The sequence below is a fragment of the Bacillus sp. NEAU-242-2 genome (genome assembly GCF_027853835.1).
Taxonomy (GTDB): domain Bacteria; phylum Bacillota; class Bacilli; order Bacillales; family Bacillaceae; genus Bacillus; species Bacillus velezensis.
In genome coordinates, this window is sequence record NZ_JAPNNY010000009.1 from 1 (window position 1) to 24,757 (window position 24,757).

The following is a 24,757-nucleotide window of genomic DNA, read 5'->3' on the forward strand; positions in this document are numbered from 1 at the left end:
TACCCACGTGTTACTCACCCGTCCGCCGCTAACATCAGGGAGCAAGCTCCCATCTGTCCGCTCGACTTGCATGTATTAGGCACGCCGCCAGCGTTCGTCCTGAGCCAGGATCAAACTCTCCGATAAAGTAGTTTGACTGACTACGCACATCGCTGTGCGATTTATTTAAAACTTTGAATTAACAGGTACGTTTTGTCTTGTTTAGTTTTCAAAGATCATTACCGCTTGTTGAAGCAGCTTTATTATCTTACCACTCAGCTTCTTTTATGTCAACAACTTTTTTTAAGTTGTTTCCGAAGCTTTTTGTTGTTGTCTGCTGTCCATCAGCGACGTTTAATAATATACCATGCATTCGCTGAATTTAGCAAGTGTTTTTTTCGTTTTTTTTTGAAACGTATTTCGTTATATTCATCTCCGCCGCGGCATACGATGTAATCAAGCATGGACAAGATAAGGAGGCGTCATCAGTGAACCACTTCTACGTGTGGCACATCAGAAGGATAAAACAGCTGCTTATTATTATCATTGCCGCATTTGCAGCAGCCAGCTTTTTTTATATACAGAGAGCCGTCCCCCTTCCTGTATTTTTAACTGATAGCAGCCCGAAGGCTATTTCAAAAGGGGAAACGAAAGCGGGCGAAGTCGCATTAACATTCGATATCAGCTGGGGCGACGAAAAAGCGGTTCCGATTCTGAACGCGCTAAAAGCAAACGGTATTAAAAACGCCACTTTTTTTCTGTCAGCTTCTTGGGCGGAACGGCACCCGGACACAGTTGAACGTATGGTAAAAGACGGACATCAAATCGGCAGCATGGGATATGCGTATAAGAATTATACCAACCTAGAGGACAATGAAATAAAAAAAGACATCCTCCGGGCCCAGACCGCATTTAAAAAGCTGGGTGTGAAGAATGTTCATTTACTCCGCCCGCCGACCGGACAATTTAATAAAAAGGTTCTTGCCATTGCACAGCAGTACCGCTATTCAGTGGTTCATTACAGCGTTAACTCGCAGGATTGGACAAATCCCGGTCCTGATAAAATCATTGAAAATGTAAACAGTCATATAAAAGGCGGCGACATTGTCCTGCTGCACGCCTCTGATTCAGCAACACAGACCGAAGAAGCGCTCCCCGCCATCATTCACAATTTAAAGCAAAAAGGACTGAAAAACGTGACAGTCGGCGACCTGATCGCAAATACTGACGTCAAGTCATCAGAAGTGAAATAACTACCTCTGGGCAAACTTCGGCAGCATTAACAGCTGAAACGCATTGCAGCCCATCAGCGGAATCAGCATCAAATAAAGCCAGTCCTCATTATTCACTCTTAGCGCAGGAACCCATTCAAGCGCCGTAATAACGACCATTAAAAATAATGATGAAACGAACGTATTTTTTGAGGACTGCTTTTGTTTTATATACGCCGTCAACAGGCCGACGGCAAGCAGAGCCAGCGGCAGCCAGACAAACCCCGCAATCGAGTCATCCCGCTCACCGAAAAACAAAAATCTGACGTACATTAAATCAAAAGCGACAAACAGAATGATAAACAGCTGAAGCAGATTCCAAAGCGAGTTTGATCTGAGAATTTCAAGGGCAAACCGGTGCACCGTCAGAAAGACGAAGAATCCCATCTGGCTGATCACACTGAAAATCATGCCTACCCCGATAAACCAGATCAGAACAGAGAAAATCTGACCGGCCTCAAAATTCAGAAAGAACCCCTTGTACTCCCCCCACTTCAGTGCAAATCCCACGACGCTTGTAATAAGAGCGCCCACAGCTAAAATCGAAAAGAAAAATCGAACAAGCCCGCGGCTTTTCATCTCTTATTCATCCCCCTGACAATCGCGTTCAGCGATATTTTGTTATGTATAAATCCATTCCGATGAATCATATTAAAAATAAGTACAAGTAAGGAAGGAGCTTATGCATGTCAAAAGCCAAAACGCTATTGATAAGCTGTTTTGTTGTATTATCTGTAACAGCTTGTGCTCCAAAAGACCAAGCAGCGGATATGGATTATGACCAGACTAAAAAAATGGTTGTTGATATATTAAAGACAGATGATGGAAAAAAAGCAATTAAGGAAATATTAAATGATGATGCGATGAATGAGGCATTGGTGATTGATCAAAATGCCATTAAAGGCACAATAGAGAAAACCCTCACCTCTAAAAAAGGGGCGGAGTTCTGGAAAACCATCTTTGAAGACTCAAAGTTCGCCGAGAGCTTTGCAAAAACGCTTCAGCCCGAGCACGAAAAAATCATAAAAAAACTGATGAAAGACCCTGATTATCAGAAAAGTTTTATGCAGATCATGCAGGACCCCGGCATGGATAAAAAATACTATGAGCTGGTGAAAAGCCAAAAGTTCCGCAGTTACTTAGAAGATGTAATTACAGAGACACTTTCCAGCCCGCTTTTCAAAAAGCAATTCGAGGATGAATTGAAAAAAGCGGCTTCAAGCTCTGAAAAAGAAAGCCAATAAAAGGCCGGGCCGTGTTGATCCCGGCCCCTTTTTTATTCAGCTGTTTTTTCAATGACTTTCTGGGCGATTCCCATATAAATTTCCCCGATCGGATGACTTCTGTCATAGACAGAAGGCGCAAACTGGTCCTTGTCCCAATCAGGCTGTTTTAAAGGAATTCTGCCAAGCAGCGGCACCTGCAATTCCTCTGCAAGCTTGTCTCCCCCGCCTTGACCGAACACATATTCTCTCTCGCCGGTTTTTGCACTTTCATAATAAGCCATATTTTCAATGACCCCTACAACTTCATGATCGGTCTTAATCGCCATAGAACCCGCTCTCGCCGCTACAAATGCGGCTGTAGGGTGCGGCGTTGATACGATAATCTCTTTGCAGCTCGGAAGCATCGTGTGTACATCGAGCGCCACATCACCCGTGCCGGGCGGCAGATCGAGAACGATATAGTCAACCTCTCCCCAGTCAACCTCATGGAAGAAGTTATTCAGCATCTTGCCCAGCATCGGCCCTCTCCACACAACCGGAGCGTTTTCTTCGACGAAAAAGCCCATCGACATAACCTTTACTCCAAATCTTTCGACAGGAAGCAGTTTTTCTCCTTCAACTGTCGGGCGAACTGTAATACCCATCATGTCCGGCACGCTGAATCCGTATATATCCGCGTCGATCAAGCCGACTTTTTTGCCGAGCCGCGCAAGAGAAATGGCCAGGTTGACGGAAACCGTTGATTTGCCGACACCGCCTTTTCCGCTTGCCACCGCAAGAAAGACCGGCGGATGTTTCCTATTCAGCAGAGTTTCGCTTTCAGCAGCAGGCCGGCTGAATTTCGCCAATGTTTCTTCCGGCAGCTCTTCAAACCGCAGTCCGACAGTTTCCGCACCCGCTTCTTTCAAAACGGATACGATTTCCTGCTGAATGCCCATCTGTTCAGCCGTCCCCGTTTTTGCCAATGCAATTTTTACACTGACATGCCGTTTTTCCGGCTTGACCTTTACTTCTTTAATGGCATCCAATTCTCCCAGCGGTCTATGAAGAAAAGGTTCGCGCATGTTTCCGACTATATTTCTTACTTCATCTTCTCTTATCATCGAACCCTCACCCTTTGTGTATTCGTTTACAAATGGTATTATACCATATATTAAACGCAGAATCGGCGAAAAACCCTCCTTACTCGGGAGGGTCTCCTTTCTCTGTGAAGTATCTCAATACGCCCTTATACACGGAAGAAGCGATTTTGTCCTGATATTTAGGCTGGCCGAGCCTTTTCGCTTCCGCGGGATTGGACAGAAATCCTATTTCCACCAGCGCGCCCGGTTTGGTTACATTCTGCATTAAGTAAATGCCGTGTATCCGTTTTGCCTTTCTCGTTGTATTCTCCAAATTGATTCTCAATTCGTCCTGTATATATTTTGCCACTTTTTCATTCTCTTCGTATTTTCCATAGTAGAAGCTTTGGGCGCCGCTCCATCTCGGTGACGGTATGGCGTTCAGATGAATGCTGATATAAAGCTCCGCCTCTGAACGGTTGATGATCTCCACGCGCTTTCTCAGATCTTCCGCTTTGCGTCGGCTGTAGCCTCTCGTCCCTTCAGGAGCTAAATCAGTATCCGTCTCCCGCGTCATAATGACCAAAGCTCCCTGCTCCTGCAAATAGTCTCTGACCCTGGAGGCCACTTCGAGAGTAATGTCCTTTTCAAGGTGACTGCCTCCCGTGGCGCCTCCGTCCGGCCCGCCGTGTCCCGGATCGAGATAGATGATTTTCCCGCTCAGCGGCAGGCTCCACGGCCGCCAGGAATCATCATTATGGAATTGAAACCGGAATAAACACAATAATATGATAAAGCCAAGTAAAAAACCGAGCCATTTCAGCTTTTTTGTCATAGCTTTCCCTCCCGCTTGTCCCCGTTATTAATAAGTATGGGACAAGGGAGGAAATTATGATTACCTCATGCGGAGCTTACATTGTTTTTCCCTTTGCAGAAATCCTTCCGTCCACCAGCTGTTGATAAACCGGCAGGACGCTTCATAGATTTCTTTTTGTTCAACGGAAGAATATTGCTCATGCGTCCAATTGCAAAGATATTCAAAAAAATCGGCCGTCAGTTCTTCCTCTTCTTCAGCCGAACGGGCGTTTGCCCTCTGCAAAGACTCACCATAATAGCCAAATACGCCGAACCTGCCGCCTAATAAATACGCTTCAATTGCAAAATCTATGCATCCTTCACTCAGAATGCCGTTTTCGTCTTGAAGAAAGGGAAACAAAGGGGTAAGACATGCTTTTACGGACTGAATGATCTGCGTCAGTGACAGCTCCTTTAGTAAACTCTTCTCAAGCTCAAAATCCTTCTGCCGTTTCACGTCTGAAAAAGATAATACTTCTGCCATTGCCAGCCACGCTCCTTTTTACTGTTATTTTGAAAGGAAAAGGGAAAAAGCATGCTTTGTTGATAGTGGAAATCCTCCCAAATGAAGGAGTTTCATGTTAACTGGAAGAATAAAGAGCTGAGGTGACGTGATGAAAAAGCTGTTTCAATACAATTGGACGGTGCGTGACGAGTGGTTTATGATATGTGAAAAGCTGAGCCGGGAGGAACTGACGAAAACCCGGACAGGCGGAATGGAGAGCATCTTGCGGACTTTATTTCATATCATTGATGTCGAGATCAGCTGGGCTCGTGCCATTTTAGGTAAAGATGATGTTTTACCCGCTGAGTCTGACTATACGAGCATTCAGGATCTCAGAAAGCTGTCTGAACAGTATCGGGAGGATGTTATTCATGCGGTCTCCCGCAAAGGGCCGGATCTTGTTAAGCCGGACTGGATGGACCAAACCTTTCCTAAAGAAGATATTCTCCGCCACATCCTTGCGCATGAGATTCACCATATGGGACAACTGTCGGTTTGGGCCAGAGAAATTGGAATAGAACCGGTTTCGGCTAATGTGATCAGCCGTCCGCAGGAAAAAGCCGCAAAAAAACAGCACCTCTGACGGGATGCCGTTTTTATATTTTAATGCTTCTTGTTACGGAGTATGTATTAATGTATTCATCCAGCACGAGGCCGCCTTTGTCCTCGTAAAAACCGGCAACCATAAAGCCTGCGTCAATCTGACCTTTAATTTGATCCTCCAGCGTATGGCCGAATTCAAGCGCTTCATGATTATCAATAAGTTCCTTTACCTTTTTCTTACTCAGATCTTTTTCATCCGAAAACGGAATGGAATACTTTACTTTTAGTACGCCTTCCTGCTCTAAATCCATATCAAATAAGAACACGACGGGATTTACAAAACCGGAGACTAAAGACCCGCCTTTTTTCAATACGCGATGAGCTTCTTTCCATACCGGAAGAACCGTATCAACAAAGCAATTCGATACCGGGTGCACGATAAAATCAAATGTCTCATCATCAAAACAACTCAGATCATTCATGCTGCCTTTGACAGTCCGAAGCGTAAGATCGTCCCGCCCGGCAACCATTCTGTCTTGCGCAAGCTGTTTTTCCGAATTGTCAAAGATGGTGACGTCCGCTCCTGCAGCAGCAAGGACCGGCCCTTGCTGTCCTCCTCCTGAAGCAAGACAAAGAACCTTCAGACCGTCTATGGGCGGAAACCAATCCGCCGGCACATCTTTTCCGGGGGTCATTCTGATGCTCCAATTGCCTTTTTTTGCTTCACCAATCGTATGAGAATCAACCGCAACCGTCCATTCATTGCCTGTTTCGACTTTTTTATCCCATGCCTTGCTGTTATGTATGACTAACTTATTCATTATAACTGCGCTCCTTATTGGTAATGAATAGAGTATAACAAACAATTCTAGAAAAACATCGGATAACCTCTTCGATATGAGAAAAAAATACAAAAAAACCACAACCAAGAAGTTGTGGTTTTTGCAATCCAAAACGATTAACGTTTTGAGAACTGAGGTGCACGACGAGCGCCTTTAAGACCGTATTTTTTACGTTCTTTCATACGGGCGTCACGAGTCAGAAGACCAGCACGTTTAAGTGTTGCACGGTATTCTGGATCTGCTTCAAGCAAAGCACGAGCGATACCGTGACGGATTGCTCCAGCTTGACCAGATAAGCCGCCTCCATGTACGTTTACTAAAACATCATAAGTACCAGCTGTTTCAGTTAAAGTTAATGGTTGTTTGATATCTTCGATTAGAGCCGGAGATGGAATGTGCTCGCTGATTTCACGATTATTAACGACGATACGACCTTCTCCTGGAACTAAGCGCACACGCGCTACAGAACTTTTACGACGGCCAGTACCGTAATATTGAACCTGTGCCAAATTGGTAACCTCCTTTTTAATTAACCGCGAAGTTCGTAAACTTCAGGTTTTTGTGCTTCATGTGGATGCTCAGAACCACGGTATACGTTCAATTTCTTGAACATTTGACGACCTAGAGAACCTTTTGGAAGCATGCCTTTGATAGCAAGCTCAAGCATTTTCTCAGGGTAGTTTGTACGCATTTCAAGAGCTGTTCTTGATTTCAGACCGCCTGGGTGCATTGTGTGACGGTAGTAGATTTTATCAGTTAACTTTTTACCAGTTAACTCGATTTTTTCAGCGTTGATGATGATCACATGATCTCCAGTATCAACGTGCGGTGTGTAAGTCGGTTTGTGTTTCCCGCGAAGGATAGATGCAACTTCTGTAGAAAGACGTCCTAAAGTCTTGCCTGCTGCATCAACAACTAACCACTTGCGTTCAATAGTACTTGCGTTAGCCATAGGTGTTGTACGCATTTAATTCCCTCCTAAATGATCTGTCATTTTTTCATAAACTTCTGTTACGTTCTATTTCACAACACAATAAGTTCCGGGGCTTATCGTGGGGTTGAAATACATACCATATGATATCTTATAACTTTATGCAGACTCTGTCAAGAAAATGTTACACCTGGTTTAGTTGTCATAGCAAACGCTCCATAAATACAGCCCGTGCCCCGGTGCGGTGCGCCCCGCGGCTTCGCGATCCTTCGCTTTGAGCATTGCTTTTACATCATCGGGAGAAAATTTTCCAGCTCCTGTATCCAATAACGTTCCGGCAATGATTCTGACCATATTATAGAGAAAACCGTTTCCGGTGATCCTCATCTGCAGGCCGTCTCCGGTCTCAGTCCAATCCAGCTCGTAAATCGTTCTGACCTTATCCTGAACCGCGGTATCAGCCGCGCAAAAGCTTGTGAAATCATGTGTCCCGATGAGGTGCCTTGAAGCTTCCCTCATTTTCTGCACATTAAGCTGATATGCAAAATGGTAAGCGTAATGTCGTTTAAATACGTCCGGGTGTTTCTCCGTATATACAAAGTAGCGATATTCCTTTTGGACCGCGCTAAATCGTGCATGGAACCCATCATCCGCAATCTCTGCTGTTTTGACGGCAATATCATCAGGCAGCAGGGCATTGAGCGCAAACGGCCATTTCTCAGCCGGGATGGACAGCGGCGTATCAAAATGAATGACCTGCCCGGCAGCATGAACATCGCTGTCCGTGCGGCCGGATGAGTACACAGGCACCCTGCCGTCCGTTTTGTGGATAACAGCCAGCGCTTTTTCCAATTCACTTTGAACGGTCCGCTTTCCAGGCTGAACCTGATATCCGTTAAATAAATGCCCGTCATAAGCAATGGTACATTTCACTCTCATTCAGCAGCACCTCTAACTTCTTAAGAAAAACAATAACACGGCTAATACGATGATGAGCAGAATGGCTCCGGTATCCTTTCCGGTCCAGACGAGCTTTCTGTATTTCGTTCTCCCCTCACCGCCCTGGTAGCCTCTCGCCTCCATGGCGACCGCAAGCTCTTCCGCGCGTTTAAAGGCGCTGACAAACAGCGGGACAAGCAGCGGAACAACCGCTTTGATTCTGTCTTTCACCGGGCCGCTTGTAAAGTCCGCACCCCTCGCCATTTGCGCCTTCATGATTTTATCTGTCTCTTCCATTAATGTCGGGATAAATCGCAATGATATCGACATCATCAATGCGAGTTCGTGTACAGGCAGCTTCACCTTTTTAAAAGGATTCAGGAGCTGCTCCATTCCATCCGTTATTTCAATCGGCGTTGTTGTCAGCGTCAGCAGCGTCGTCATAAAGATAAGGTAAACGAAACGGAGGGAGATAAAAATCCCCTGTATAAGTCCGCCCTCATACACTTTAAACCAGCCAAGCTGAAAAATGACAGATCCTTCATGCGTCATGAAAATGTGTAATAAAAAGGTAAACGCCACAATCCAGATAATCGGCTTAAGCCCCTTCAGCAAAAAGCTGAACGGCACTCGTGTTAAGGCGATCACCCCGAATGTAAACAAACCGAGCAAAGCGTACGTCTGTACGTTGTTTGCCAAAAAAACGATACATACAAAAAGAAAGATGCTGACAAGTTTTGTTCGCGGGTCCAATCGGTGAATAAGCGATGATCCGGGAACATACTTTCCGATAATCATGCTGTCCATCATTGGTCCTTTTCCTCCTGAAAGAAAGCCTTAATTTCACTGGCGGCATCCTGCAGGGTCAGCATGGGTTTCTCATACTTGACTCCGAGAGCCTTCTCAAGCCGTCTCTGAAACTTCACCGACTCAGGAAGATCCAGTCCCATTTCGGCCATCTCTTCACCTTTTACAAACAAGTCACGCGGACTTCCCGTCGCTTTAATGGTTCCTTTGTGCATGACGATCATTTCGTCAGCATAGCGGGCGGCGTCCTCCATGCTGTGGGTGACGAGAACGGTAGTCAGGTTTCCCCGCTGATGAAGCGCATAGAACATGTCCATAATGTCCTGGCGCCCTCTCGGATCAAGACCGGCCGTCGGTTCATCCAAAACCAGCACTTCCGGCTCCATCGCGAGAACGCCGGCAATCGCCACTCTGCGCATCTGGCCGCCGCTGAGCTCAAACGGTGAACGATCCAAAATGTCTTCTGGAAGGCCCACAAGCCCCAGCATTTCTTTTGCTTTCCGTTCAGCGTCTTCTTTTTTTACACCGAAATTCATCGGTCCGAATGCGATGTCCTTCAGCACAGTCTCTTCAAACAGCTGATGTTCGGGAAATTGGAAAACGATTCCGACTTTTTTTCGCAAAGTCTTAAGGTCTTTATTTTTTTTACCGGCTGCCAGAATCGTGCTCCCGAGCTCAAGCTGTCCTTTAGTCGGTTTCAGCAAACCGTTTAAATGCTGCAGGAGCGTCGATTTGCCCGACCCTGTATGCCCGATGACGGCAACGTAGCTGCCCTCTTTTATCACGGCATTGATATCATACAGAGCAAGCCGTTCAAACGGTGTCTTCATTTGATAGCGGTGTTCTACATCTTTGATTTTAATGTCCACAGCTCATTCACCAGCCCTTCCTGAGTCAGATGGTTTTTCGTTAACGCCAGTCCGCTTTCTTTCAAAAGCAGGCTGAGCTGGAATGAGAAAGGCAAATCAAGACCGATGCGAACCAAGTCTTCATTTAATTTAAAAATCTCTTCAGGCGTGCCCTCTGCATATTTCCTGCCGCCGTTCATCACAATGATCCTGTCCGCCCTTGCGGCTTCTTCCAGGTCATGTGTTATCGAAATGACGGTGGCCATGCCCTGATCTTTTAAGCGTCTGACAGTATCAAGGACTTCTTCTCTCCCAATCGGGTCAAGCATGGATGTCGCTTCATCCAAAATCATAATATCAGGACGCGCGGCAATAATTCCCGCGATCGCCACTCTTTGTTTTTGACCTCCGGAGAGATGGTGCGGCTCTTGATCAAGAAAATCCTGCATATTGACTTGTGTGACAGCCCAATCTACTCTCTCAATCATTTCTTCGCGCGGAACACCATTGTTTTCTAAACCAAAAGCCACATCATCGCGAACAGTCGTTCCGACAAATTGGTTATCGGGATTCTGAAAGACCATCCCTATTTTTTTCCGCACATCCCACACGGTATCCTCAGTCAGCTTGATGCCGCCGACTTCAATTTCTCCGGCCTCAGGCAAAATCAGCCCGTTCAGCGCTCTGGCCAAAGTCGACTTCCCTGAACCGTTGTGGCCTACGATAGCAAGCCATTCTCCTTCGTATACCTCCAGACTCACACCGTCCAGCGCCGGTCTTTCTGCATCTTTGCGGTAACGGAATAGAATGTCTTTTACGGATATAAGCTGTTTTTGATCCACGGGCGCCTGACCTCCTCTCAGCTATAGCTCTGCTTTTCTGTCTCATGATAAAAAGTTCTGATATCTAAAAAAAGGGCATAGATCCAGTTAGAAACTGTCCCGCCCTTCTTTAGATACACAAAAATATGTGATTAAACCAATTCGATGATTGCCATTGGTGCACCGTCACCACGGCGAGGACCAAGCTTCATAATACGTGTGTATCCGCCTTGGCGCTCCTCGTAACGAGTTGCAATGTCAGAGAATAATTTTTGAAGTGCATCTTGGTTATTTTCTTCATTAGCAACCTCGTTGCGAATGTATGCAGCAGCTTGACGACGAGCATGCAAGTCACCGCGCTTACCAAGAGTGATCATCTTTTCAACAACAGAGCGAAGTTCTTTCGCACGTGTTTCAGTTGTTTCAATTCTTTCGTTGATGATCAAATCTGTTGTAAGATCACGAAGCATAGCTTTACGCTGTGAACTCGTACGTCCTAGTTTTCTGTATGACATGTGATGTCCCCTCCTTTAATGGAATGCTGTTTCTAATTAAAAAACACACGAAAATCCTAGTTCACATGGAAACTAGATCAATCGTCTTTGCGAAGGCCGAGTCCAAGTTCTTCAAGTTTCGCTTTCACTTCTTCAAGTGATTTGCGCCCCAGGTTGCGAACTTTCATCATATCTTCTTCCGTCTTGTTCGCAAGTTCTTGAACCGTGTTAATGCCCGCACGCTTCAAGCAGTTGTAAGAACGGACAGAAAGATCAAGTTCCTCAATCGTCATTTCAAGAACTTTTTCTTTTTGGTCCTCTTCTTTTTCAACCATGATTTCAGCATGCTGAGCTTCGTCAGTTAAACCGACGAATATATTAAGGTGTTCAGTTAAAATCTTTGAACCGAGAGCAATTGCTTCCTTCGGTCCAGTGCTTCCGTCAGTCCAAACATCAAGTGTAAGTTTGTCATAGTTTGCAACCTGGCCTACACGAGTGTTTTCTACCTGATAAGATAAACGAGAAACTGGCGTAAAGATTGAATCGATCGGAATCACGCCGATTGGCTGATCGTCTCTTTTGTTCGAATCAGCAGGTGTATACCCACGTCCTCTTTGTGCAGTAAGGCGAACTCGGAAACTCGCATTCTCACCAAGAGTCGCGATATGAAGATCCGGATTAAGGATTTCAACATCGCTGTCGTGTGTAATATCAGCTGCTGTGACAGTTCCTTCGCCCTGTACATCAATTTCAAGCGTCTTCTCTTCATCAGAGTAGATTTTCAATGCAAGCTTTTTAATGTGCAAGATTATCGTTGTAACATCTTCCACAACGCCTTCGATTGTCGAGAATTCGTGCAGTACACCATCTATCTGGATCGATGTTACAGCGGCACCAGGGAGTGAGGATAAGAGGATACGACGTAAGGAGTTACCCAGAGTTGTACCATATCCACGCTCAAGCGGCTCTACGACAAACTTACCAAATTTGGCATCGTCGCTGATTTCAACCGTTTCGATTTTTGGTTTTTCAATCTCGATCATTACTTAAAACCCTCCTTCAAAACGTCGAAACCTCGAATAGAATCATATGAGATTCCATCCGAAATTCCCCATTGTTTAGTCCCGTATGTGCTCAGGCAACGAGTCGGTGCATTCGTTTCATAAATAACTGTATCATAACCCATTATTGACAGGGACACAAAATCTATACAAACAAATTACACGCGGCGACGTTTTGGTGGACGGCATCCATTATGAGGAACAGGAGTTACGTCTCTGATAGCTGTAACTTCAAGTCCGGCAGCTTGTAAAGCACGGATTGCAGCTTCACGGCCAGAACCTGGTCCTTTAACAGTTACTTCAAGAGTTTTAAGTCCGTGTTCGATTGAACCTTTAGCAGCTGTTTCAGCAGCCATTTGCGCAGCAAAAGGAGTCGATTTACGAGAACCTCTGAATCCTAGAGCTCCGGCACTTGACCAAGAAATAGCATTACCATGAGTATCAGTGATCGTAACGATCGTGTTGTTGAAAGTTGAACGAATATGAGCGATTCCTGACTCAATATTCTTTTTCACGCGACGTTTACGCGTGTTTTGTTTACGAGCAGCAGCCATTGTTTAGGTACCTCCCTTACTTATTTTTTCTTGTTAGCTACAGTACGACGCGGACCTTTACGAGTACGCGCATTGTTTTTAGAGTTTTGTCCGCGAACAGGCAAACCTCTGCGATGGCGGATTCCGCGGTAGCTTCCGATTTCGATCAGACGCTTGATGTTAAGAGAAACTTCACGGCGAAGGTCACCTTCTACTTTCAGTTTGTCAATAACATCACGGATTTTACCAAGTTCTTCTTCAGTAAGATCACGCACACGAGTATCTTCAGAAACACCAGCCTCTTTCAAGACTTGCTGAGCCGTTGTGCGGCCAATTCCGAAGACATATGTTAAAGAAATAACAACACGTTTGTCACGTGGGATATCTACACCAGCAATACGAGCCATTCTCTGGGCACCTCCTTATTAATTATCCTTGTTTTTGTTTATGCTTTGGATTTTCACAGATCACCATTACTTTTCCTTTTCTGCGAATAACTTTACATTTCTCGCAGATTGGTTTAACTGATGGTCTCACTTTCATGTGTTTCCAACCTCCTTCAGTTTCCGGAGTGCTTTATTTGTAACGGTACGTAATCCTGCCACGAGTTAAGTCATATGGAGATAATTCTACCGTAACTTTGTCTCCAGGTAAAATGCGAATGAAGTGCATGCGGATTTTACCAGATACGTGAGCCAAAACCGTATGGCCATTTTCGAGTTCAACTTTGAACATCGCGTTTGGCAGTGTTTCGACAATCGTACCTTCCACTTCAATTACATCGTCTTTCGCCATTCAAGTGTTCTCCCTTCTTCAAATCAGTAACTTGCTCTCTGACAAATTTCAAAAGAGAAAATCTCAGTTATCCGTTTGTCACACGCCCTGTTTCGTTTATACTGTTCTGAACTTCCGGAGATACGCAATCATAAAGGGTGAATGATTGATATTCTTTTTCTAAGGAGAATGAAATGTACGCTTTTCTCCGTCTGCTTTAGTACACGATGATGAATCTTCATTCCGATGACAGCAGCTAGCCGGTTTTTCTTCCGACCAATTGTAAACCTACAATCTGCCCAGGTGCGGAATGAAAAACATGTGTCATGGAATTCATTTCATCATCTAGACTTTTGTCAGTATATCAAAACCCGTTTCCGTAATCGCAATCGTATGTTCAAAATGAGCACACTTTTTCCCATCTACCGTTACAACCGTCCAGTTATCAGCCAATGTTTTCACATACCGGCTGCCAGCGTTAACCATCGGTTCTATAGCGAGAACCATACCAGGCTTCAGCCTAGGTCCTTTGTTTGGCGGACCGTAATGAGGAATTTGCGGATCCTCATGCAAGTCTTGACCAACACCATGTCCGACATACTCCCTAACAACTGAAAACTGCTCATTTTCGACATACGTTTGTATTGCGTGGGAAATATTCGACAAACGTTCACCTGGTTTTGCTTCCTTCAAGCCTTTATATAAAGACTCCTCTGTCACTTCCAGCAGTCGTTTATCATCATCACTGATGTTTCCTACCGGATATGTCCAAGCAGAGTCACCATGATAACCATTTAATTTAGCACCGATATCAATGCTGATAATGTCACCGTCACGCAAAACCCTTTTACCGGGAATTCCGTGAACGAGTTCTTCATTAACTGATACACAGATGCTCCCGCGAAACCCATTATACCCCTTAAAAGATGGGATTGCACCCTGCTTCTCAATAAAACGTTCGGCAATTTGATCCAATTCTTTTGTCGAGATTCCTGGTTTAATGTGCTTTTTCATCTCTTCATGAGTCAAAGCCACGATTCGCCCTGCTTCCCGCATGATGCTAAGCTCACGAGGGGTCTTACAGATAATCATTTGCTCAATCCTCCAAGAAGCTCTTTCACATCTTTGTACACGTCGTTAATGTCCTGCTGGCCATTGACGTTGACAAGATACCCTTTCTCAGAATAAAAATCGAGTAAAGGCTGAGTCTGCTTCATGTTGACCTCAAGCCGTTTTGAGACGGTTTCCTCATTATCATCTGCCCGTTGATAAAGGTCTCCTCCGTCTTTATCACAAACACCCGGCGTTTTCGGCGGATTGAAAACCAAATGATAGGTTGTGCCGCAAACACTGCAAATTCTGCGTCCAGTCAAACGATCCATTAAAGAGTCTTTGTCTACTTTAATGTTAATGACATAATCAATCGGCTTGCCGTATTCCTCAAGAATGTTTTCAAGAGCTTCAGCCTGAGCGACTGTTCGCGGAAATCCGTCCAGAAGAAAACCTCTTTCACAATCATCTTTGCCGAGTCTTTCTTTGACAATGCCGATTGTGACTTCGTCCGGTACGAGCTCGCCTTTATCAATATAAGACTTTGCTTCGAGTCCGAGTGGTGTTTCTTCTTTCATAGCAGCACGGAACATATCTCCCGTTGAGATATGAGGTATCCCATAATCCTCAACAATTCGTTCTCCCTGTGTGCCTTTACCGGCTCCAGGAAGTCCCATTAAGACTAAGTTCATTCGGATTTCCCCCGTCCTCTCTTATTTAGAGGAATGGTTAAAACCAGTCCTCTAATTTTTCATAAATCCTCGGTAATTACGTTTCACTAACTGGCTCTCCAGCTGCTTCATTGTCTCCAAGGCTACCCCGACGACAATTAACAATGATGTTCCGCCAATCTGTGCACTTTGAGGCAATCCAGCGAATTGAATGAAAAAGATAGGAAGAATGGAAATCACGGCTAAGAATATAGAACCCACAAACGTAAGTCGATACAAAATGCTCGTAATTCTATCTTGAGTCATTTTCCCTGGACGAACCCCCGGGATATAGCCACCCTGTTTTTTTAGGTTATCAGCCATTTGTTCAGGGTTTACCTGCACAAAAGCATAGAAGTACGTAAAGGCGATAATTAATGCGACATAAACCGTCATGCCCACCGGATGTGTATTGTCAAAGTTGGCTTGAATCCACTTTGTCACATCGTTTTCTCCGAAAAATGACGCGATAGTACGCGGCGTAATAAGGAACGCAACCGCAAAGATTACCGGAATAACCCCTGCCGGATTCACTTTAAGCGGAAGGTGAGTTGACTGGCCTCCGCCAACAGGTGAACGACCTTGCCCTTTTGCATATTGAATCGCGATTTTGCGTACGGCCTGCTGAATGAAAATAACACCAACAATAACGGCCAAAATCGCAATCACCAGTAAAGCGATTTTTACAATATGAATAAACAGCTGATCGCTGCTGCCGACAAATTGAGTCTCATAAATCTGCCCAACAGTTTTCGGAATACTAGCCACAATCCCCGCGAAGATGATGATCGAAATTCCGTTACCTACTCCATTGGAAGTAATTTGTTCTCCCAGCCACATTAAAAAAGCAGTTCCTCCAGTGAGTACTAAAGCAATAATCAGATATGTCGATATGCCGGATTTTTCAATCAGCATACCGTTTGCCAGGTTGTTAAACCCGTAAGACATACCTAATGCCTGGATAAAACCAAGCACAATCGTAAAATATCTCGTGAACTGAGCTAATTTACGGCGGCCGACTTCACCTTGCTTAGACCACTCGGTAAACTTCGGCACAACATCCATCTGAAGCAGCTGAATGATGATCGAAGCAGTGATGTAAGGCGTAATTCCCATCGCAAAAATGGAGAACTGATAAAGCGCACCGCCGCCAAATGTGTTAAGGAGATCAAAAACCCCCATCGAACTTTGTGTCTGCAACGCCTGAGCATTTACATATGGCACAGGGATAAACGCACCTATGCGAAAGACGATAAGCATGAGTAATGTAAAAATGATTTTATTCCGAATATCACTCACACGCATAAAGTTGGAGATTGTCTTAAACAAGTTAGATCACCTCAGCTGTACCGCCAGCAGCTTCAACAGCTTCTTTCGCAGAAGCAGAGAATTTATTGGCTTTTACAGTTAATTTTTTCTCTAATTTACCGTTGCCAAGAATCTTTACTCCTGCATTAAGTTTGCTAATAACACCAGTCTCAAGAAGAAGTTCAGGAGTGACTTCCGTTCCTTCCGCAAAACCGTTCAATTTGTCTACGTTCACAATAGCGTATTCCTTACGGTTGATGTTTGTAAAACCGCGCTTAGGAAGACGTTGGAATAAAGGCATTTGTCCCCCCTCGAATCCAGGGCGTACACCGCCGCCAGAACGAGCGTTTTGACCTTTGTGACCTTTACCAGCTGTTTTACCGTTACCAGAACCAATACCACGACCTACGCGATTGCGTACTTTACGTGAACCTTCTGAAGGCTTTAATTCATGAAGTTTCATTAGGACACCTCCTTAGCCTATAATTTATTTTTATTGTTCTTTAACAGAAACTAGATGAGATACTTTATTAATCATACCGCGGATCGCAGCGTTATCTTCATGAACGACAGTTTGGTTTGTTTTCTTTAAACCAAGTGTTCTTACAGTAACGCGCTGATCTTCCGGGCGACCGATTACACTGCGTTTGAGGGTAATTTCTAATTTAGCCATTAATGTTCCCTCCTTATCCTAACAGTTCTTCTACAGATTTTCCACGAAGCTTCGCAACGTCTTCGGCACGTTTAAGCTCACTTAAACCTTGAAGTGTTGCACGGATCATGTTGATCGGTGTGTTAGAACCTAAAGACTTAGAAAGGATATCAGCAACGCCAGCAAGCTCAAGTACCGCACGTACAGGGCCTCCAGCGATAACTCCAGTACCTTCAGAAGCAGGTTTCAACAAGATATTGCCTGCACCGAAACGTCCGATGATTTCGTGTGGAATCGTAGTTCCAACCATTGGTACTTCAATCAAATTCTTTTTCGCATCTTCAACAGCTTTGCGGATTGCTTCAGGTACTTCTTGTGCTTTACCAGTACCGAAACCTACGTGACCGTTTTTGTCACCGACAACGACTAGAGCTGCGAAACGGAAACGACGACCACCTTTAACAACTTTCGCTACGCGGTTAACCGTAACTAAGCGTTCTTCTAACTCTAATTTGCTTGGGTCAATACGACGCATAATCATGTGTCCCTCCTTTTTTTATTAAAATTTCAGTCCGGCTTCACGAGCTGCATCGGCCAGAGCTTTTACACGTCCATGGTATAAGTATCCGCCGCGGTCAAATACTACGTCAGAAACACCTTTCTCAGAAGCGCGTTTCGCAACGAGTTCACCGACTTTAGCAGCAGCAGCGCTGTCACCAGTGCTTTCCACGTTCAAATCTTTATCGAGAGTAGAGGCACTAGCAAGTGTAACGCCATTTACATCATCGATGATTTGAGCATAAATGTGTTTGTTTGAACGGAACACATTCAGACGAGGTCTTTCAGCTGTGCCTGAAAGTTTAGCACGAACACGGGCATGTCTTTTTTGACGAGCAGCATTTTTGCTAGTTTTCGTAATCATCCTTAGGTCACTCCTTTCTTCACTTTAAGCGGTCTTACTTAGCAGATTTACCTTCTTTACGGCGAACAACTTCACCTTCGTAGCGGATTCCTTTACCTTTGTAAGGCTCTGGAGAACGTACAGCGCGGATGTTAGCAGCGATAGCTCCTACACGCTCTTTGTCTGTACCTTTTACAACTACTTTAGTTTGAGAAGGAACTTCGATTTCGATGCCCTCTTCAGGAACGATCTCAACAGGGTGAGAGTATCCAACGTTTAAAACAAGTTTGTTTCCGGATTTAGCCGCACGATAACCGACACCGACTAATTCCAAACCTCTTTCAAATCCTTTAGATACGCCTTCAACCATGTTTCCAAGCAGACTGCGAGTCGTACCATGCAGCGCACGGTGCTCTTTGTGATCAGAAGGACGAGTAACTGTAAGCACGTTGTCCTCAATTTTGATTTCCATATCAGGATGGAAAGTACGAGTTAATTCTCCTTTTGGTCCTTTTACAGCTACAGTGTTGCCTTCGTTCAGCGTTACTGTAACTCCAGAAGGGATCTCAAGCAGTTTTTTACCTACACGAGACATACTAAAACACCTCCATTCTTGTTAAACTTCTTACCAAACGTATGCTAGAACTTCTCCACCAGCTTGTTTTGCACGGGCTTCTTTGTCCGTTAAAACACCTTGTGATGTAGAAATAATCGCGATTCCAAGACCGTTAAGTACGCGAGGTACTTCATTTGATTTAGCGTATACACGCAAACCTGGTTTGCTGATTCTTTTAAGACCAGTGATAACGCGCTCGTTGTTTTGTCCGTATTTCAAGAAAACGCGGATGATACCTTGTTTGCTGTCTTCTACGAACTCAACGTCACGAATGAAACCTTCACGCTTTAAAATGTCAGCAATTTCTCTTTTCAATTTAGAAGCAGGAATTTCAAGCTTCTCATGACGTACCATGTTTGCATTGCGAATACGAGTCAGCATATCTGCAATTGGATCTGTCATAACCATTATATAATTACCTCCTTCCCATTCTTGGGGATTACCAGCTGGCTTTTTTCACGCCAGGAATTTGTCCTTTATATGCAAGCTCACGGAAACAAATACGGCAAAGTTTAAATTTACGAATGACTGAGTGCGGACGTCCGCAGCGTTCACAGCGAGTGTACTCTTGCACTTTAAACTTTGGTGTACGTTGTTGTTTCGCAATCATTGACTTTTTAGCCACGATTTCGCCTCCCTTTCATTGATTATTTCTGGAACGGCATACCTACTTGAGTTAATAGCTCACGAGCCTCTTCGTCAGAGTTAGCAGTCGTTACGATAACGATGTCCATTCCGCGAACCTTTGTTACTTTATCGTAGTCAATTTCAGGGAAGATTAACTGTTCTTTGATACCAAGAGTGTAGTTTCCGCGACCGTCGAAAGATTTCTTAGAAATCCCGCGGAAGTCACGTACACGCGGTAAAGATACAGAAATAAGTTTATCAAGGAAATCATACATGCGCTCTCCGCGAAGAGTTACTTTCGCACCGATAGGCATTCCCTCACGAAGACGGAATCCAGCAATTGATTTCTTCGCACGAGTAACGACAGGTTTTTGACCTGCGATAAACGTTAATTCTTCAACAGCACTGTCGATTGCTTTTGCGTTTTGAACAGCATCACCGACACCCATGTTGATTACGATTTTTTCGATTTTTGGCACCTGCATAACAGAGTCGTAGTTGAACTTCGTCATTAAAGCAGGTGAAATTTCTTTATTGTACTTTTCTTTAAGGCGGTTCATGAGATAGACCTCCCTTCCTTTAAATACTATTTATCTAAGACTTGCCCAGATTTTTTTGCAACACGAACTTTTTTGCCATCTTCCACTTTGTATCCTACGCGAGTCACTTCACCTGTTTTAGGATCGAGCGGCATAACGTTTGATACATGAATTGGCGCCTCTTGATTAGAAATACCGCCTTGAGGGTTTGCTTGAGTTGGTTTAGAGTGCTTCTTCACCATGTTTACGCCCTCAACTAGAACGCGGTCCTTTTTAGGGAAAGCAGCAAGGATCGTACCTTGTTTGCCTTTATCTTTACCAGAGATAACCATTACTTTATCGCCTTTTTTCACATGCATCCTGATCGCACCTCCTTGAGTAAGGCATTTATTTCATTAGATAACTTCTGGAGCCAGAGAAACAATTTTCATGAAGTTGTTTTCACGTAATTCACGGGCAACCGGTCCGAAGATACGAGTTCCACGCGGGCTCTTGTCGTCACGGATGATAACACATGCATTCTCATCGAAGCTGATGTATGATCCGTCAGTTCTGCGTGCTCCGCTTTTTGTGCGAACGATAACAGCTCTTACGACTTCACCTTTTTTGACAACGCCTCCAGGTGTTGCTTGTTTAACCGTGCAAACAATTACATCACCAATGTTAGCCGTTTTACGTCCAGAACCGCCTAGAACTTTAATAGTAAGTACCTCACGCGCACCGGAGTTGTCAGCAACTTTTAAACGAGTCTCTTGTTGAATCATTATTTGTTACCTCCCTTCGGAAAAAGAATTCCGATCTTTATTAGATAATAACAGCTTCTTCGACAACTTCTACTAGACGAAAACGCTTAGTTGCAGATAATGGACGAGTTTCCATGATCTTTACGATGTCTCCGATTTTAGCTTGGTTATTTTCATCATGTGCTTTGAATTTCTTTGAGTATTTTACGCGTTTACCGTAAATAGGATCCTTTTTGTATGTTTCAACAACAACAGTGATGGTTTTATCCATTTTGTCAGAAACAACACGGCCTTGGTAAACTTTGCGTTGGTTACGTTCGCTCATGCTCACGACCTCCCCTCAGTGATTATTTATTGGCAGCAATTTCTCTTTCACGAATCACAGTTTTCATGCGCGCGATAGCTTTGCGCACTTCACGAATGCGAGCAGTATTTTCAAGTTGTCCTGTCGCTAATTGAAAGCGAAGATTGAAAAGTTCTTCTTTAAGAGACTTTACTTTTTGTTCAATTTCAGCAGTGGTAAGGTCACGAATTTCATTAGCTTTCATTTGATTCACCACCAATTTCTTCACGTTTTACGAACTTCGTTTTAATTGGCAATTTGTGAGATGCAAGACGAAGAGCTTCACGAGCTACCTCTTCAGACACACCAGAAATTTCAAATAAAACTTTGCCCGGTTTTACAACAGCTACCCAGCCTTCAGGAGCCCCTTTACCGGAACCCATCCGTACCTCAAGCGGTTTAGCAGTGTAAGGTTTTGAAGGGAAAATTTTAATCCAAACTTTACCGCCACGTTTCATGTAACGAGTCATCGCAATACGTGCAGCTTCGATTTGGCGGTTCGTGATCCAAGAAGCTTCAAGAGCCTGGATACCGTACTCACCAAAATGTACTTCAGTACCGCCTTTAGCGCGACCGCGCATTTTTCCGCGATGCTCTCTGCGATATTTAACGCGTTTTGGTAATAACATATTATTTTCCTCCTTCCTCAGTTTTCTTCTTAGTAGGAAGAACCTCTCCACGATAGATCCAGACTTTTACACCAAGCTTACCGTAAGTTGTGTCAGCTTCAGATGTTGCATAGTCGATGTCAGCACGTAAAGTGTGCAATGGAACAGTTCCTTCACTGTAGTATTCAGAACGAGCGATATCAGCTCCGCCAAGACGGCCGGAAACCATTGTTTTCACACCTTGTGCTCCAGCACGCATAGTGCGTTGGATTTGTTGTTTCTGCGCACGGCGGAAAGAAATACGGTTTTCTAGTTGACGAGCGATGTTGTCAGCTACAAGCTGAGCATCAAGATCTGCTCTTTTGATTTCAAGAATGTTAATGTGTACACGCTTGCCAGTAAGGCTGTTAAGGGCTTTACGAAGTGCTTCAACTTCAGATCCGCCTTTACCGATTACCATACCAGGCTTAGCAGTGTGGATCGTAATGTTAACGCGGTTTGCTGCACGCTCGATTTCTACTTTAGAAACAGAAGCGTCAGAAAGGCGTTTGCTAATGAATTCACGAATTTTTAAATCTTCGTGCAGGAAGTCAGCGTAATCTTTACCAGCGTACCACTTAGATTCCCAATCACGAATGACTCCGATACGAAGACCGACTGGATTTACCTTTTGACCCACTACTTATCCCTCCTTCTTTTCTGATACAACGATTGTAATGTGGCTCGTACGTTTGTTGATTTGGCTCGCACGTCCCATAGCACGCGGGCGGAATCTTTTTAACGTTGGGCCTTCGTCAACAAATGCCTGAGAAATAACCAGATTGTTAGCGTCCATCTCGTAGTTGTGCTCAGCATTTGCGACAGCAGATTTTAAAACTTTTTCGATGATCGGAGAAGCAGCTCTCGGAGTTAGGTTCAAGATAGATACTGCTTCGCCTACTTGCTTACCTCGAATCAGGTCCATTACTAGACGTGCTTTACGAGGAGCAATACGGACTGTTCTTGCAACAGCTTTAGCTTGCATTTAAAAGCCTCCTCTCTTAGCGTCTTGTTTTTTTATCGTCACTGGCGTGGCCTTTGTAAGTACGAGTCGGTGCGAATTCGCCCAACTTGTGGCCTACCATGTCTTCAGAAATGAATACAGGCACGTGTTTACGTCCGTCATATACTGCGATAGTGTGACCGATAAATTGTGGGAAAATAGTTGAACGGCGAGACCAAGTTTTTACAACTTGTTTCTTGTCCGTTTCATTTAATTTCTCGATTTTTGTCATCAAGTGTCCATCGACAAATGGTCCTTTTTTCAAGCTGCGAGCCATTTTGGAACCTCCCTTCGTGATTGCACTACGGTCCGAAATGAACCGTAGACAACCCCGTTATTTATTTTTACGACGACGTACGATAAATTTATCAGATTTGTTCTTTTTCTTACGTGTCTTGAATCCAAGAGTCGGTTTGCCCCAAGGAGACATTGGTGATTTACGTCCGATTGGCGCGCGACCTTCACCACCACCGTGCGGGTGATCGTTAGGGTTCATTACAGAACCGCGGACTGTAGGGCGGATGCCTTTCCAGCGAGAGCGTCCTGCTTTACCAACGTTGATAAGTTCGTGCTGCTCGTTACCTACTTGACCGATAGAAGCGCGGCAAGCAGAAAGGATCATGCGAACTTCACCAGAGTTAAGACGTACAAGAACGTATTTGCCTTCTTTACCAAGGACCTGAGCAGATGTACCAGCTGAACGTACAAGCTGTCCGCCTTTACCAGGTTTTAATTCAATGTTATGCACAACTGTACCAACAGGGATGTTGATAAGCGGAAGTGCGTTACCTACTTTGATGTCAGCTTCAGGGCCGGACATGATTTCAGTACCTACTTGAATTCCTTTTGGTGCAAGAATGTAACGTTTTTCTCCGTCTACATAGTTGATTAGTGCAATGTTAGCTGAACGGTTTGGATCGTACTCAACTGTAGCAACGCGTCCAGGTATACCATCTTTATCGCGTTTGAAGTCGATAACACGGTATTGGCGTTTGTGTCCGCCACCTTGGTGACGTACAGTCAATTTACCTTGGTTGTTACGTCCGCCTTTTTTGTGAAGGGGCGCAAGCAAGGATTTTTCCGGCTGGTCAGTCGTGATTTCAGCAAAATCTGAAGTTGTCATGCCACGACGTCCGTTAGAGGTCGGTTTATACTTTTTAATCGCCATTTTGAATTTCCCTCCTTCTTTTTACAGATAATTAAGCTTCAAAAATTTCGATTTCTTTGCTGTCTGCAGTAAGTTTTACGATCGCTTTTCTGCGACGGCTAGTCATACCAGTGTAGCGGCCGACACGTTTTGATTTCCCTTTGTAGTTCATGATGTTGACTTTGTCAACTTTCACTCCAAAGATACTTTCAACTGCATCTTTCACTTCTGTTTTATTAGCTCTTACATCAACTTCAAAAGTATATTTTTTTTCAGTCATTAAATCAGCAGAACGTTCAGTAATGACGGGGCGCTTAAGAACATCACGAGGATCTTTCATTATGCAAGCACCTCCTCTACTTTTTCAACCGCAGCTTTTGTAATCAGAAGCTTCTCGTGGTTGACAACGTCTAACACGTTGATTCCGTTAGCTTGAACAACTGTAACTCCAGGGATGTTGCGTGCAGAAAGAGATACTGCTTCGTTTGCATCCGCAGTTACGATTAAAGCTTTTTTCTCAACAGATAATCCTTTAAGGACAGCTGCCATTTCTTTTGTTTTAACCGTATCAAGAGTAAGATCTTCAAGAACAATAATGTTGTTGTCGTTCACTTTAGAAGACAATACTGATTTGATTGCCAAGCGGCGAACTTTTTTAGGTAATTTGTAAGAATAGCTGCGTGGTGTTGGGCCGAATACGACACCACCTCCGCGCCATTGCGGTGAACGGATTGAACCTTGACGGGCACGACCTGTACCTTTTTGACGCCATGGTTTGCGACCTCCGCCGCGTACTTCAGAACGATTTTTTACTTTGTGAGATCCTTGACGTAAGGAAGCTCTTTGCATAAGAATAGCGTCGAATACTACGCTCTCATTTGGCTCAATTCCAAATACAGAAGCGTTTAATTCGATATCACCAGCAGTAGAACCGTTTTGGTTGTATAATGCTACTTTTGGCATGATCAATTTCCTCCTTTC

Annotated in this window: 42 protein-coding genes, 1 rRNA gene and 1 pseudogene; 3 read left to right on the forward strand and 41 right to left on the reverse strand. The window is 44.4% G+C overall.

Going from position 1 to position 24,757, the window contains the following annotated elements; all coding sequences use genetic code 11:
- Window positions 1–126 (reverse strand): 16S ribosomal RNA (locus tag OWN49_RS18205); the annotation flags it as partial.
- Window positions 127–467: 341 nt separating this feature from the next.
- Here OWN49_RS18205 and pdaB point away from each other — a divergent pair.
- A complete protein-coding gene (gene pdaB / locus OWN49_RS18210) occupies window positions 468–1,232 on the forward strand; it encodes a polysaccharide deacetylase family sporulation protein PdaB (protein WP_167859833.1) in 765 nt (254 codons plus the stop codon).
- Here the strand turns inward: pdaB and kbaA are convergent, their stop codons facing one another.
- Window positions 1,233–1,829, reverse strand: a complete 597-nt coding sequence (kbaA, locus tag OWN49_RS18215) for a KinB-signaling pathway activation protein (RefSeq protein ID WP_003156571.1) — start codon at window positions 1,827–1,829, stop codon at window positions 1,233–1,235.
- Window positions 1,830–1,936: 107 nt separating this feature from the next.
- On the opposite strand from kbaA, the gene gerD reads away from it, so the two are divergent.
- Entirely contained in the window at window positions 1,937–2,494 is a 558-nt protein-coding gene (gene gerD, locus OWN49_RS18220) for a spore germination lipoprotein GerD (RefSeq protein ID WP_007615280.1), read from the forward strand.
- Window positions 2,495–2,526: 32 nt separating this feature from the next.
- Here the strand turns inward: gerD and OWN49_RS18225 are convergent, their stop codons facing one another.
- The 3 genes from OWN49_RS18225 to OWN49_RS18235 all read right to left on the reverse strand — a co-directional run bounded on the left by OWN49_RS18225 (window position 2,527) and on the right by OWN49_RS18235 (window position 4,876).
- Complete coding sequence (locus OWN49_RS18225) at window positions 2,527–3,579, reverse strand: Mrp/NBP35 family ATP-binding protein (RefSeq protein ID WP_003156567.1); 1,053 nt, start codon at window positions 3,577–3,579, stop codon at window positions 2,527–2,529.
- Window positions 3,580–3,658: 79 nt separating this feature from the next.
- Window positions 3,659–4,372 carry an N-acetylmuramoyl-L-alanine amidase CwlD gene (gene cwlD / locus OWN49_RS18230; RefSeq protein WP_070081277.1) on the reverse strand — a complete coding sequence of 238 codons (714 nt, stop codon included), beginning with the start codon at window positions 4,370–4,372 and terminating at the stop codon, window positions 3,659–3,661.
- 60 nt (window positions 4,373–4,432) lie between these two features.
- Window positions 4,433–4,876 (reverse strand): DUF2521 family protein, encoded by a 444-nt coding sequence (locus OWN49_RS18235; RefSeq protein WP_061861089.1) that lies wholly within the window; start codon window positions 4,874–4,876, stop codon window positions 4,433–4,435.
- A 130-nt stretch (window positions 4,877–5,006) separates the two neighbouring features.
- Between OWN49_RS18235 and OWN49_RS18240 the strand changes: the two genes are divergently transcribed.
- Entirely contained in the window at window positions 5,007–5,480 is a 474-nt protein-coding gene (locus OWN49_RS18240) for a DinB family protein (RefSeq protein ID WP_014304222.1), read from the forward strand.
- A 13-nt stretch (window positions 5,481–5,493) separates the two neighbouring features.
- Here OWN49_RS18240 and OWN49_RS18245 read toward each other — a convergent pair whose 3' ends face one another.
- The 36 genes and pseudogenes from OWN49_RS18245 to rplD all read right to left on the reverse strand — a co-directional run bounded on the left by OWN49_RS18245 (window position 5,494) and on the right by rplD (window position 24,739).
- Window positions 5,494–6,261 (reverse strand): class I SAM-dependent methyltransferase, encoded by a 768-nt coding sequence (locus OWN49_RS18245; RefSeq protein WP_146276005.1) that lies wholly within the window; start codon window positions 6,259–6,261, stop codon window positions 5,494–5,496.
- A 137-nt stretch (window positions 6,262–6,398) separates the two neighbouring features.
- Window positions 6,399–6,791 (reverse strand): 30S ribosomal protein S9, encoded by a 393-nt coding sequence (gene rpsI, locus OWN49_RS18250; protein WP_003225846.1) that lies wholly within the window; start codon window positions 6,789–6,791, stop codon window positions 6,399–6,401.
- A 20-nt stretch (window positions 6,792–6,811) separates the two neighbouring features.
- On the reverse strand, window positions 6,812–7,249 hold the full coding sequence (gene rplM / locus OWN49_RS18255) for a 50S ribosomal protein L13 (RefSeq protein WP_003156556.1): 438 nt from the start codon (window positions 7,247–7,249) through the stop codon (window positions 6,812–6,814).
- Between the two features lie 159 nt (window positions 7,250–7,408).
- The gene (truA, locus tag OWN49_RS18260; protein ID WP_071392197.1) at window positions 7,409–8,152 is read right to left on the reverse strand and encodes a tRNA pseudouridine(38-40) synthase TruA; all 744 of its coding nucleotides are present in this window, start codon (window positions 8,150–8,152) and stop codon (window positions 7,409–7,411) included.
- A 12-nt stretch (window positions 8,153–8,164) separates the two neighbouring features.
- On the reverse strand, window positions 8,165–8,962 hold the full coding sequence (locus OWN49_RS18265) for an energy-coupling factor transporter transmembrane component T family protein (RefSeq protein ID WP_014304219.1): 798 nt from the start codon (window positions 8,960–8,962) through the stop codon (window positions 8,165–8,167).
- Window positions 8,959–9,828, reverse strand: a complete 870-nt coding sequence (locus OWN49_RS18270; RefSeq protein WP_014416754.1) for an energy-coupling factor ABC transporter ATP-binding protein — start codon at window positions 9,826–9,828, stop codon at window positions 8,959–8,961. Before OWN49_RS18270 ends, OWN49_RS18265 begins: the two co-directional genes overlap by 4 nt.
- Complete coding sequence (locus OWN49_RS18275; RefSeq protein ID WP_007615256.1) at window positions 9,804–10,649, reverse strand: energy-coupling factor ABC transporter ATP-binding protein; 846 nt, start codon at window positions 10,647–10,649, stop codon at window positions 9,804–9,806. Before OWN49_RS18275 ends, OWN49_RS18270 begins: the two co-directional genes overlap by 25 nt.
- A 131-nt stretch (window positions 10,650–10,780) precedes the next feature.
- Complete coding sequence (gene rplQ / locus OWN49_RS18280; protein WP_003156550.1) at window positions 10,781–11,143, reverse strand: 50S ribosomal protein L17; 363 nt, start codon at window positions 11,141–11,143, stop codon at window positions 10,781–10,783.
- Window positions 11,144–11,220: 77 nt separating this feature from the next.
- Window positions 11,221–12,165 (reverse strand): DNA-directed RNA polymerase subunit alpha, encoded by a 945-nt coding sequence (locus tag OWN49_RS18285; RefSeq protein WP_003156549.1) that lies wholly within the window; start codon window positions 12,163–12,165, stop codon window positions 11,221–11,223.
- Between the two features lie 176 nt (window positions 12,166–12,341).
- Window positions 12,342–12,737: a 30S ribosomal protein S11 gene (gene rpsK / locus OWN49_RS18290; RefSeq protein WP_003156547.1), complete on the reverse strand. Its 396-nt coding sequence runs from the start codon at window positions 12,735–12,737 to the stop codon at window positions 12,342–12,344.
- Window positions 12,738–12,757: 20 nt separating this feature from the next.
- Window positions 12,758–13,123, reverse strand: a complete 366-nt coding sequence (gene rpsM, locus OWN49_RS18295) for a 30S ribosomal protein S13 (RefSeq protein ID WP_003156545.1) — start codon at window positions 13,121–13,123, stop codon at window positions 12,758–12,760.
- Window positions 13,124–13,145: 22 nt separating this feature from the next.
- Entirely contained in the window at window positions 13,146–13,259 is a 114-nt protein-coding gene (gene rpmJ, locus OWN49_RS18300; protein WP_003156543.1) for a 50S ribosomal protein L36, read from the reverse strand.
- Between the two features lie 33 nt (window positions 13,260–13,292).
- Entirely contained in the window at window positions 13,293–13,511 is a 219-nt protein-coding gene (infA, locus tag OWN49_RS18305) for a translation initiation factor IF-1 (RefSeq protein WP_003156508.1), read from the reverse strand.
- Window positions 13,489–13,771, reverse strand: a pseudogene (locus OWN49_RS18310) (KOW domain-containing RNA-binding protein). The gene infA and the pseudogene OWN49_RS18310 overlap by 23 nt, the downstream one beginning before the upstream one ends.
- Window positions 13,772–13,835: 64 nt before the next feature.
- Window positions 13,836–14,582 (reverse strand): type I methionyl aminopeptidase, encoded by a 747-nt coding sequence (map, locus tag OWN49_RS18315; protein ID WP_003156505.1) that lies wholly within the window; start codon window positions 14,580–14,582, stop codon window positions 13,836–13,838.
- On the reverse strand, window positions 14,579–15,232 hold the full coding sequence (locus tag OWN49_RS18320; RefSeq protein ID WP_003156503.1) for an adenylate kinase: 654 nt from the start codon (window positions 15,230–15,232) through the stop codon (window positions 14,579–14,581). The genes map and OWN49_RS18320 overlap by 4 nt, the downstream gene beginning before the upstream one ends.
- Before the next feature lie 51 nt (window positions 15,233–15,283).
- Complete coding sequence (gene secY / locus OWN49_RS18325) at window positions 15,284–16,579, reverse strand: preprotein translocase subunit SecY (protein WP_003156501.1); 1,296 nt, start codon at window positions 16,577–16,579, stop codon at window positions 15,284–15,286.
- A 1-nt stretch (window position 16,580) separates the two neighbouring features.
- Window positions 16,581–17,021, reverse strand: a complete 441-nt coding sequence (rplO, locus tag OWN49_RS18330) for a 50S ribosomal protein L15 (protein ID WP_003156499.1) — start codon at window positions 17,019–17,021, stop codon at window positions 16,581–16,583.
- 30 nt (window positions 17,022–17,051) lie between these two features.
- On the reverse strand, window positions 17,052–17,231 hold the full coding sequence (gene rpmD / locus OWN49_RS18335; RefSeq protein WP_003156497.1) for a 50S ribosomal protein L30: 180 nt from the start codon (window positions 17,229–17,231) through the stop codon (window positions 17,052–17,054).
- A gap of 13 nt (window positions 17,232–17,244) precedes the next feature.
- The gene (rpsE, locus tag OWN49_RS18340) at window positions 17,245–17,745 is read right to left on the reverse strand and encodes a 30S ribosomal protein S5 (protein ID WP_003328273.1); all 501 of its coding nucleotides are present in this window, start codon (window positions 17,743–17,745) and stop codon (window positions 17,245–17,247) included.
- Window positions 17,746–17,769: 24 nt separating this feature from the next.
- Window positions 17,770–18,132 (reverse strand): 50S ribosomal protein L18, encoded by a 363-nt coding sequence (rplR, locus tag OWN49_RS18345; RefSeq protein ID WP_003156492.1) that lies wholly within the window; start codon window positions 18,130–18,132, stop codon window positions 17,770–17,772.
- A 34-nt stretch (window positions 18,133–18,166) separates the two neighbouring features.
- A complete protein-coding gene (rplF, locus tag OWN49_RS18350) occupies window positions 18,167–18,706 on the reverse strand; it encodes a 50S ribosomal protein L6 (protein WP_003156490.1) in 540 nt (179 codons plus the stop codon).
- Window positions 18,707–18,736: 30 nt separating this feature from the next.
- Entirely contained in the window at window positions 18,737–19,135 is a 399-nt protein-coding gene (rpsH, locus tag OWN49_RS18355; protein ID WP_003156489.1) for a 30S ribosomal protein S8, read from the reverse strand.
- A 31-nt stretch (window positions 19,136–19,166) separates the two neighbouring features.
- Complete coding sequence (gene rpsN, locus OWN49_RS18360) at window positions 19,167–19,352, reverse strand: 30S ribosomal protein S14 (protein WP_003156488.1); 186 nt, start codon at window positions 19,350–19,352, stop codon at window positions 19,167–19,169.
- A 22-nt stretch (window positions 19,353–19,374) separates the two neighbouring features.
- A complete protein-coding gene (gene rplE, locus OWN49_RS18365; protein ID WP_003156487.1) occupies window positions 19,375–19,914 on the reverse strand; it encodes a 50S ribosomal protein L5 in 540 nt (179 codons plus the stop codon).
- A gap of 26 nt (window positions 19,915–19,940) precedes the next feature.
- Complete coding sequence (gene rplX / locus OWN49_RS18370) at window positions 19,941–20,252, reverse strand: 50S ribosomal protein L24 (RefSeq protein ID WP_003156486.1); 312 nt, start codon at window positions 20,250–20,252, stop codon at window positions 19,941–19,943.
- A 36-nt stretch (window positions 20,253–20,288) separates the two neighbouring features.
- Entirely contained in the window at window positions 20,289–20,657 is a 369-nt protein-coding gene (gene rplN / locus OWN49_RS18375; RefSeq protein WP_007410404.1) for a 50S ribosomal protein L14, read from the reverse strand.
- Window positions 20,658–20,697: 40 nt separating this feature from the next.
- Entirely contained in the window at window positions 20,698–20,961 is a 264-nt protein-coding gene (gene rpsQ / locus OWN49_RS18380; protein ID WP_003156484.1) for a 30S ribosomal protein S17, read from the reverse strand.
- A 22-nt stretch (window positions 20,962–20,983) separates the two neighbouring features.
- The gene (gene rpmC / locus OWN49_RS18385; protein ID WP_003156482.1) at window positions 20,984–21,184 is read right to left on the reverse strand and encodes a 50S ribosomal protein L29; all 201 of its coding nucleotides are present in this window, start codon (window positions 21,182–21,184) and stop codon (window positions 20,984–20,986) included.
- Window positions 21,174–21,608: a 50S ribosomal protein L16 gene (gene rplP, locus OWN49_RS18390; RefSeq protein WP_003156478.1), complete on the reverse strand. Its 435-nt coding sequence runs from the start codon at window positions 21,606–21,608 to the stop codon at window positions 21,174–21,176. The genes rpmC and rplP overlap by 11 nt, the downstream gene beginning before the upstream one ends.
- A gap of 1 nt (window position 21,609) precedes the next feature.
- A complete protein-coding gene (gene rpsC / locus OWN49_RS18395; protein WP_003156476.1) occupies window positions 21,610–22,266 on the reverse strand; it encodes a 30S ribosomal protein S3 in 657 nt (218 codons plus the stop codon).
- 3 nt (window positions 22,267–22,269) lie between these two features.
- Window positions 22,270–22,611: a 50S ribosomal protein L22 gene (gene rplV / locus OWN49_RS18400; protein WP_172614390.1), complete on the reverse strand. Its 342-nt coding sequence runs from the start codon at window positions 22,609–22,611 to the stop codon at window positions 22,270–22,272.
- 16 nt (window positions 22,612–22,627) lie between these two features.
- Window positions 22,628–22,906, reverse strand: coding sequence for a 30S ribosomal protein S19 (gene rpsS, locus OWN49_RS18405; RefSeq protein ID WP_003156472.1), 279 nt, complete (start codon window positions 22,904–22,906; stop codon window positions 22,628–22,630).
- 57 nt (window positions 22,907–22,963) lie between these two features.
- Window positions 22,964–23,797 carry a 50S ribosomal protein L2 gene (gene rplB, locus OWN49_RS18410; protein WP_003156470.1) on the reverse strand — a complete coding sequence of 278 codons (834 nt, stop codon included), beginning with the start codon at window positions 23,795–23,797 and terminating at the stop codon, window positions 22,964–22,966.
- Window positions 23,798–23,828: 31 nt separating this feature from the next.
- Window positions 23,829–24,116 (reverse strand): 50S ribosomal protein L23, encoded by a 288-nt coding sequence (rplW, locus tag OWN49_RS18415; RefSeq protein WP_003156467.1) that lies wholly within the window; start codon window positions 24,114–24,116, stop codon window positions 23,829–23,831.
- Window positions 24,116–24,739: a 50S ribosomal protein L4 gene (gene rplD, locus OWN49_RS18420; RefSeq protein WP_003156466.1), complete on the reverse strand. Its 624-nt coding sequence runs from the start codon at window positions 24,737–24,739 to the stop codon at window positions 24,116–24,118. Before rplD ends, rplW begins: the two co-directional genes overlap by 1 nt.
- Between the last annotated feature and the right edge of the window lie 18 nt (window positions 24,740–24,757).

Excerpts from the sequence above, each read along its gene's own strand:
- kbaA (WP_003156571.1), bottom strand. The coding sequence starts at position 1,829 with ATGAAAAGCCGCGGGCTTGTTCGATTTTTCTTTTCGATTTTAGCTGTG.
- gerD (WP_007615280.1), top strand. The coding sequence starts at position 1,937 with ATGTCAAAAGCCAAAACGCTATTGATAAGCTGTTTTGTTGTATTATCT.
- OWN49_RS18225 (WP_003156567.1), bottom strand. The coding sequence starts at position 3,579 with ATGATAAGAGAAGATGAAGTAAGAAATATAGTCGGAAACATGCGCGAA.
- cwlD (WP_070081277.1), bottom strand. The coding sequence starts at position 4,372 with ATGACAAAAAAGCTGAAATGGCTCGGTTTTTTACTTGGCTTTATCATA.
- OWN49_RS18235 (WP_061861089.1), bottom strand. The coding sequence starts at position 4,876 with ATGGCAGAAGTATTATCTTTTTCAGACGTGAAACGGCAGAAGGATTTT.
- OWN49_RS18240 (WP_014304222.1), top strand. The coding sequence starts at position 5,007 with ATGAAAAAGCTGTTTCAATACAATTGGACGGTGCGTGACGAGTGGTTT.
- OWN49_RS18245 (WP_146276005.1), bottom strand. The coding sequence starts at position 6,261 with ATGAATAAGTTAGTCATACATAACAGCAAGGCATGGGATAAAAAAGTC.
- rplM (WP_003156556.1), bottom strand. The coding sequence starts at position 7,249 with ATGCGTACAACACCTATGGCTAACGCAAGTACTATTGAACGCAAGTGG.
- truA (WP_071392197.1), bottom strand. The coding sequence starts at position 8,152 with ATGAGAGTGAAATGTACCATTGCTTATGACGGGCATTTATTTAACGGA.
- OWN49_RS18265 (WP_014304219.1), bottom strand. The coding sequence starts at position 8,962 with ATGATGGACAGCATGATTATCGGAAAGTATGTTCCCGGATCATCGCTT.
- rplQ (WP_003156550.1), bottom strand. The coding sequence starts at position 11,143 with ATGTCATACAGAAAACTAGGACGTACGAGTTCACAGCGTAAAGCTATG.
- OWN49_RS18285 (WP_003156549.1), bottom strand. The coding sequence starts at position 12,165 with ATGATCGAGATTGAAAAACCAAAAATCGAAACGGTTGAAATCAGCGAC.
- rpsK (WP_003156547.1), bottom strand. The coding sequence starts at position 12,737 with ATGGCTGCTGCTCGTAAACAAAACACGCGTAAACGTCGCGTGAAAAAG.
- rpsM (WP_003156545.1), bottom strand. The coding sequence starts at position 13,123 with ATGGCTCGTATTGCTGGTGTAGATATCCCACGTGACAAACGTGTTGTT.
- rpmJ (WP_003156543.1), bottom strand. The coding sequence starts at position 13,259 with ATGAAAGTGAGACCATCAGTTAAACCAATCTGCGAGAAATGTAAAGTT.
- infA (WP_003156508.1), bottom strand. The coding sequence starts at position 13,511 with ATGGCGAAAGACGATGTAATTGAAGTGGAAGGTACGATTGTCGAAACA.
- map (WP_003156505.1), bottom strand. The coding sequence starts at position 14,582 with ATGATTATCTGTAAGACCCCTCGTGAGCTTAGCATCATGCGGGAAGCA.
- OWN49_RS18320 (WP_003156503.1), bottom strand. The coding sequence starts at position 15,232 with ATGAACTTAGTCTTAATGGGACTTCCTGGAGCCGGTAAAGGCACACAG.
- rplO (WP_003156499.1), bottom strand. The coding sequence starts at position 17,021 with ATGAAACTTCATGAATTAAAGCCTTCAGAAGGTTCACGTAAAGTACGC.
- rpmD (WP_003156497.1), bottom strand. The coding sequence starts at position 17,231 with ATGGCTAAATTAGAAATTACCCTCAAACGCAGTGTAATCGGTCGCCCG.
- rpsE (WP_003328273.1), bottom strand. The coding sequence starts at position 17,745 with ATGCGTCGTATTGACCCAAGCAAATTAGAGTTAGAAGAACGCTTAGTT.
- rplR (WP_003156492.1), bottom strand. The coding sequence starts at position 18,132 with ATGATTACGAAAACTAGCAAAAATGCTGCTCGTCAAAAAAGACATGCC.
- rplF (WP_003156490.1), bottom strand. The coding sequence starts at position 18,706 with ATGTCTCGTGTAGGTAAAAAACTGCTTGAGATCCCTTCTGGAGTTACA.
- rpsH (WP_003156489.1), bottom strand. The coding sequence starts at position 19,135 with ATGGTTATGACAGATCCAATTGCAGATATGCTGACTCGTATTCGCAAT.
- rplE (WP_003156487.1), bottom strand. The coding sequence starts at position 19,914 with ATGAACCGCCTTAAAGAAAAGTACAATAAAGAAATTTCACCTGCTTTA.
- rplX (WP_003156486.1), bottom strand. The coding sequence starts at position 20,252 with ATGCATGTGAAAAAAGGCGATAAAGTAATGGTTATCTCTGGTAAAGAT.
- rplN (WP_007410404.1), bottom strand. The coding sequence starts at position 20,657 with ATGATTCAACAAGAGACTCGTTTAAAAGTTGCTGACAACTCCGGTGCG.
- rpsQ (WP_003156484.1), bottom strand. The coding sequence starts at position 20,961 with ATGAGCGAACGTAACCAACGCAAAGTTTACCAAGGCCGTGTTGTTTCT.
- rpmC (WP_003156482.1), bottom strand. The coding sequence starts at position 21,184 with ATGAAAGCTAATGAAATTCGTGACCTTACCACTGCTGAAATTGAACAA.
- rplP (WP_003156478.1), bottom strand. The coding sequence starts at position 21,608 with ATGTTATTACCAAAACGCGTTAAATATCGCAGAGAGCATCGCGGAAAA.
- rplV (WP_172614390.1), bottom strand. The coding sequence starts at position 22,611 with ATGCAAGCTAAAGCTGTTGCAAGAACAGTCCGTATTGCTCCTCGTAAA.
- rpsS (WP_003156472.1), bottom strand. The coding sequence starts at position 22,906 with ATGGCTCGCAGCTTGAAAAAAGGACCATTTGTCGATGGACACTTGATG.
- rplB (WP_003156470.1), bottom strand. The coding sequence starts at position 23,797 with ATGGCGATTAAAAAGTATAAACCGACCTCTAACGGACGTCGTGGCATG.
- rplW (WP_003156467.1), bottom strand. The coding sequence starts at position 24,116 with ATGAAAGATCCTCGTGATGTTCTTAAGCGCCCCGTCATTACTGAACGT.
- rplD (WP_003156466.1), bottom strand. The coding sequence starts at position 24,739 with ATGCCAAAAGTAGCATTATACAACCAAAACGGTTCTACTGCTGGTGAT.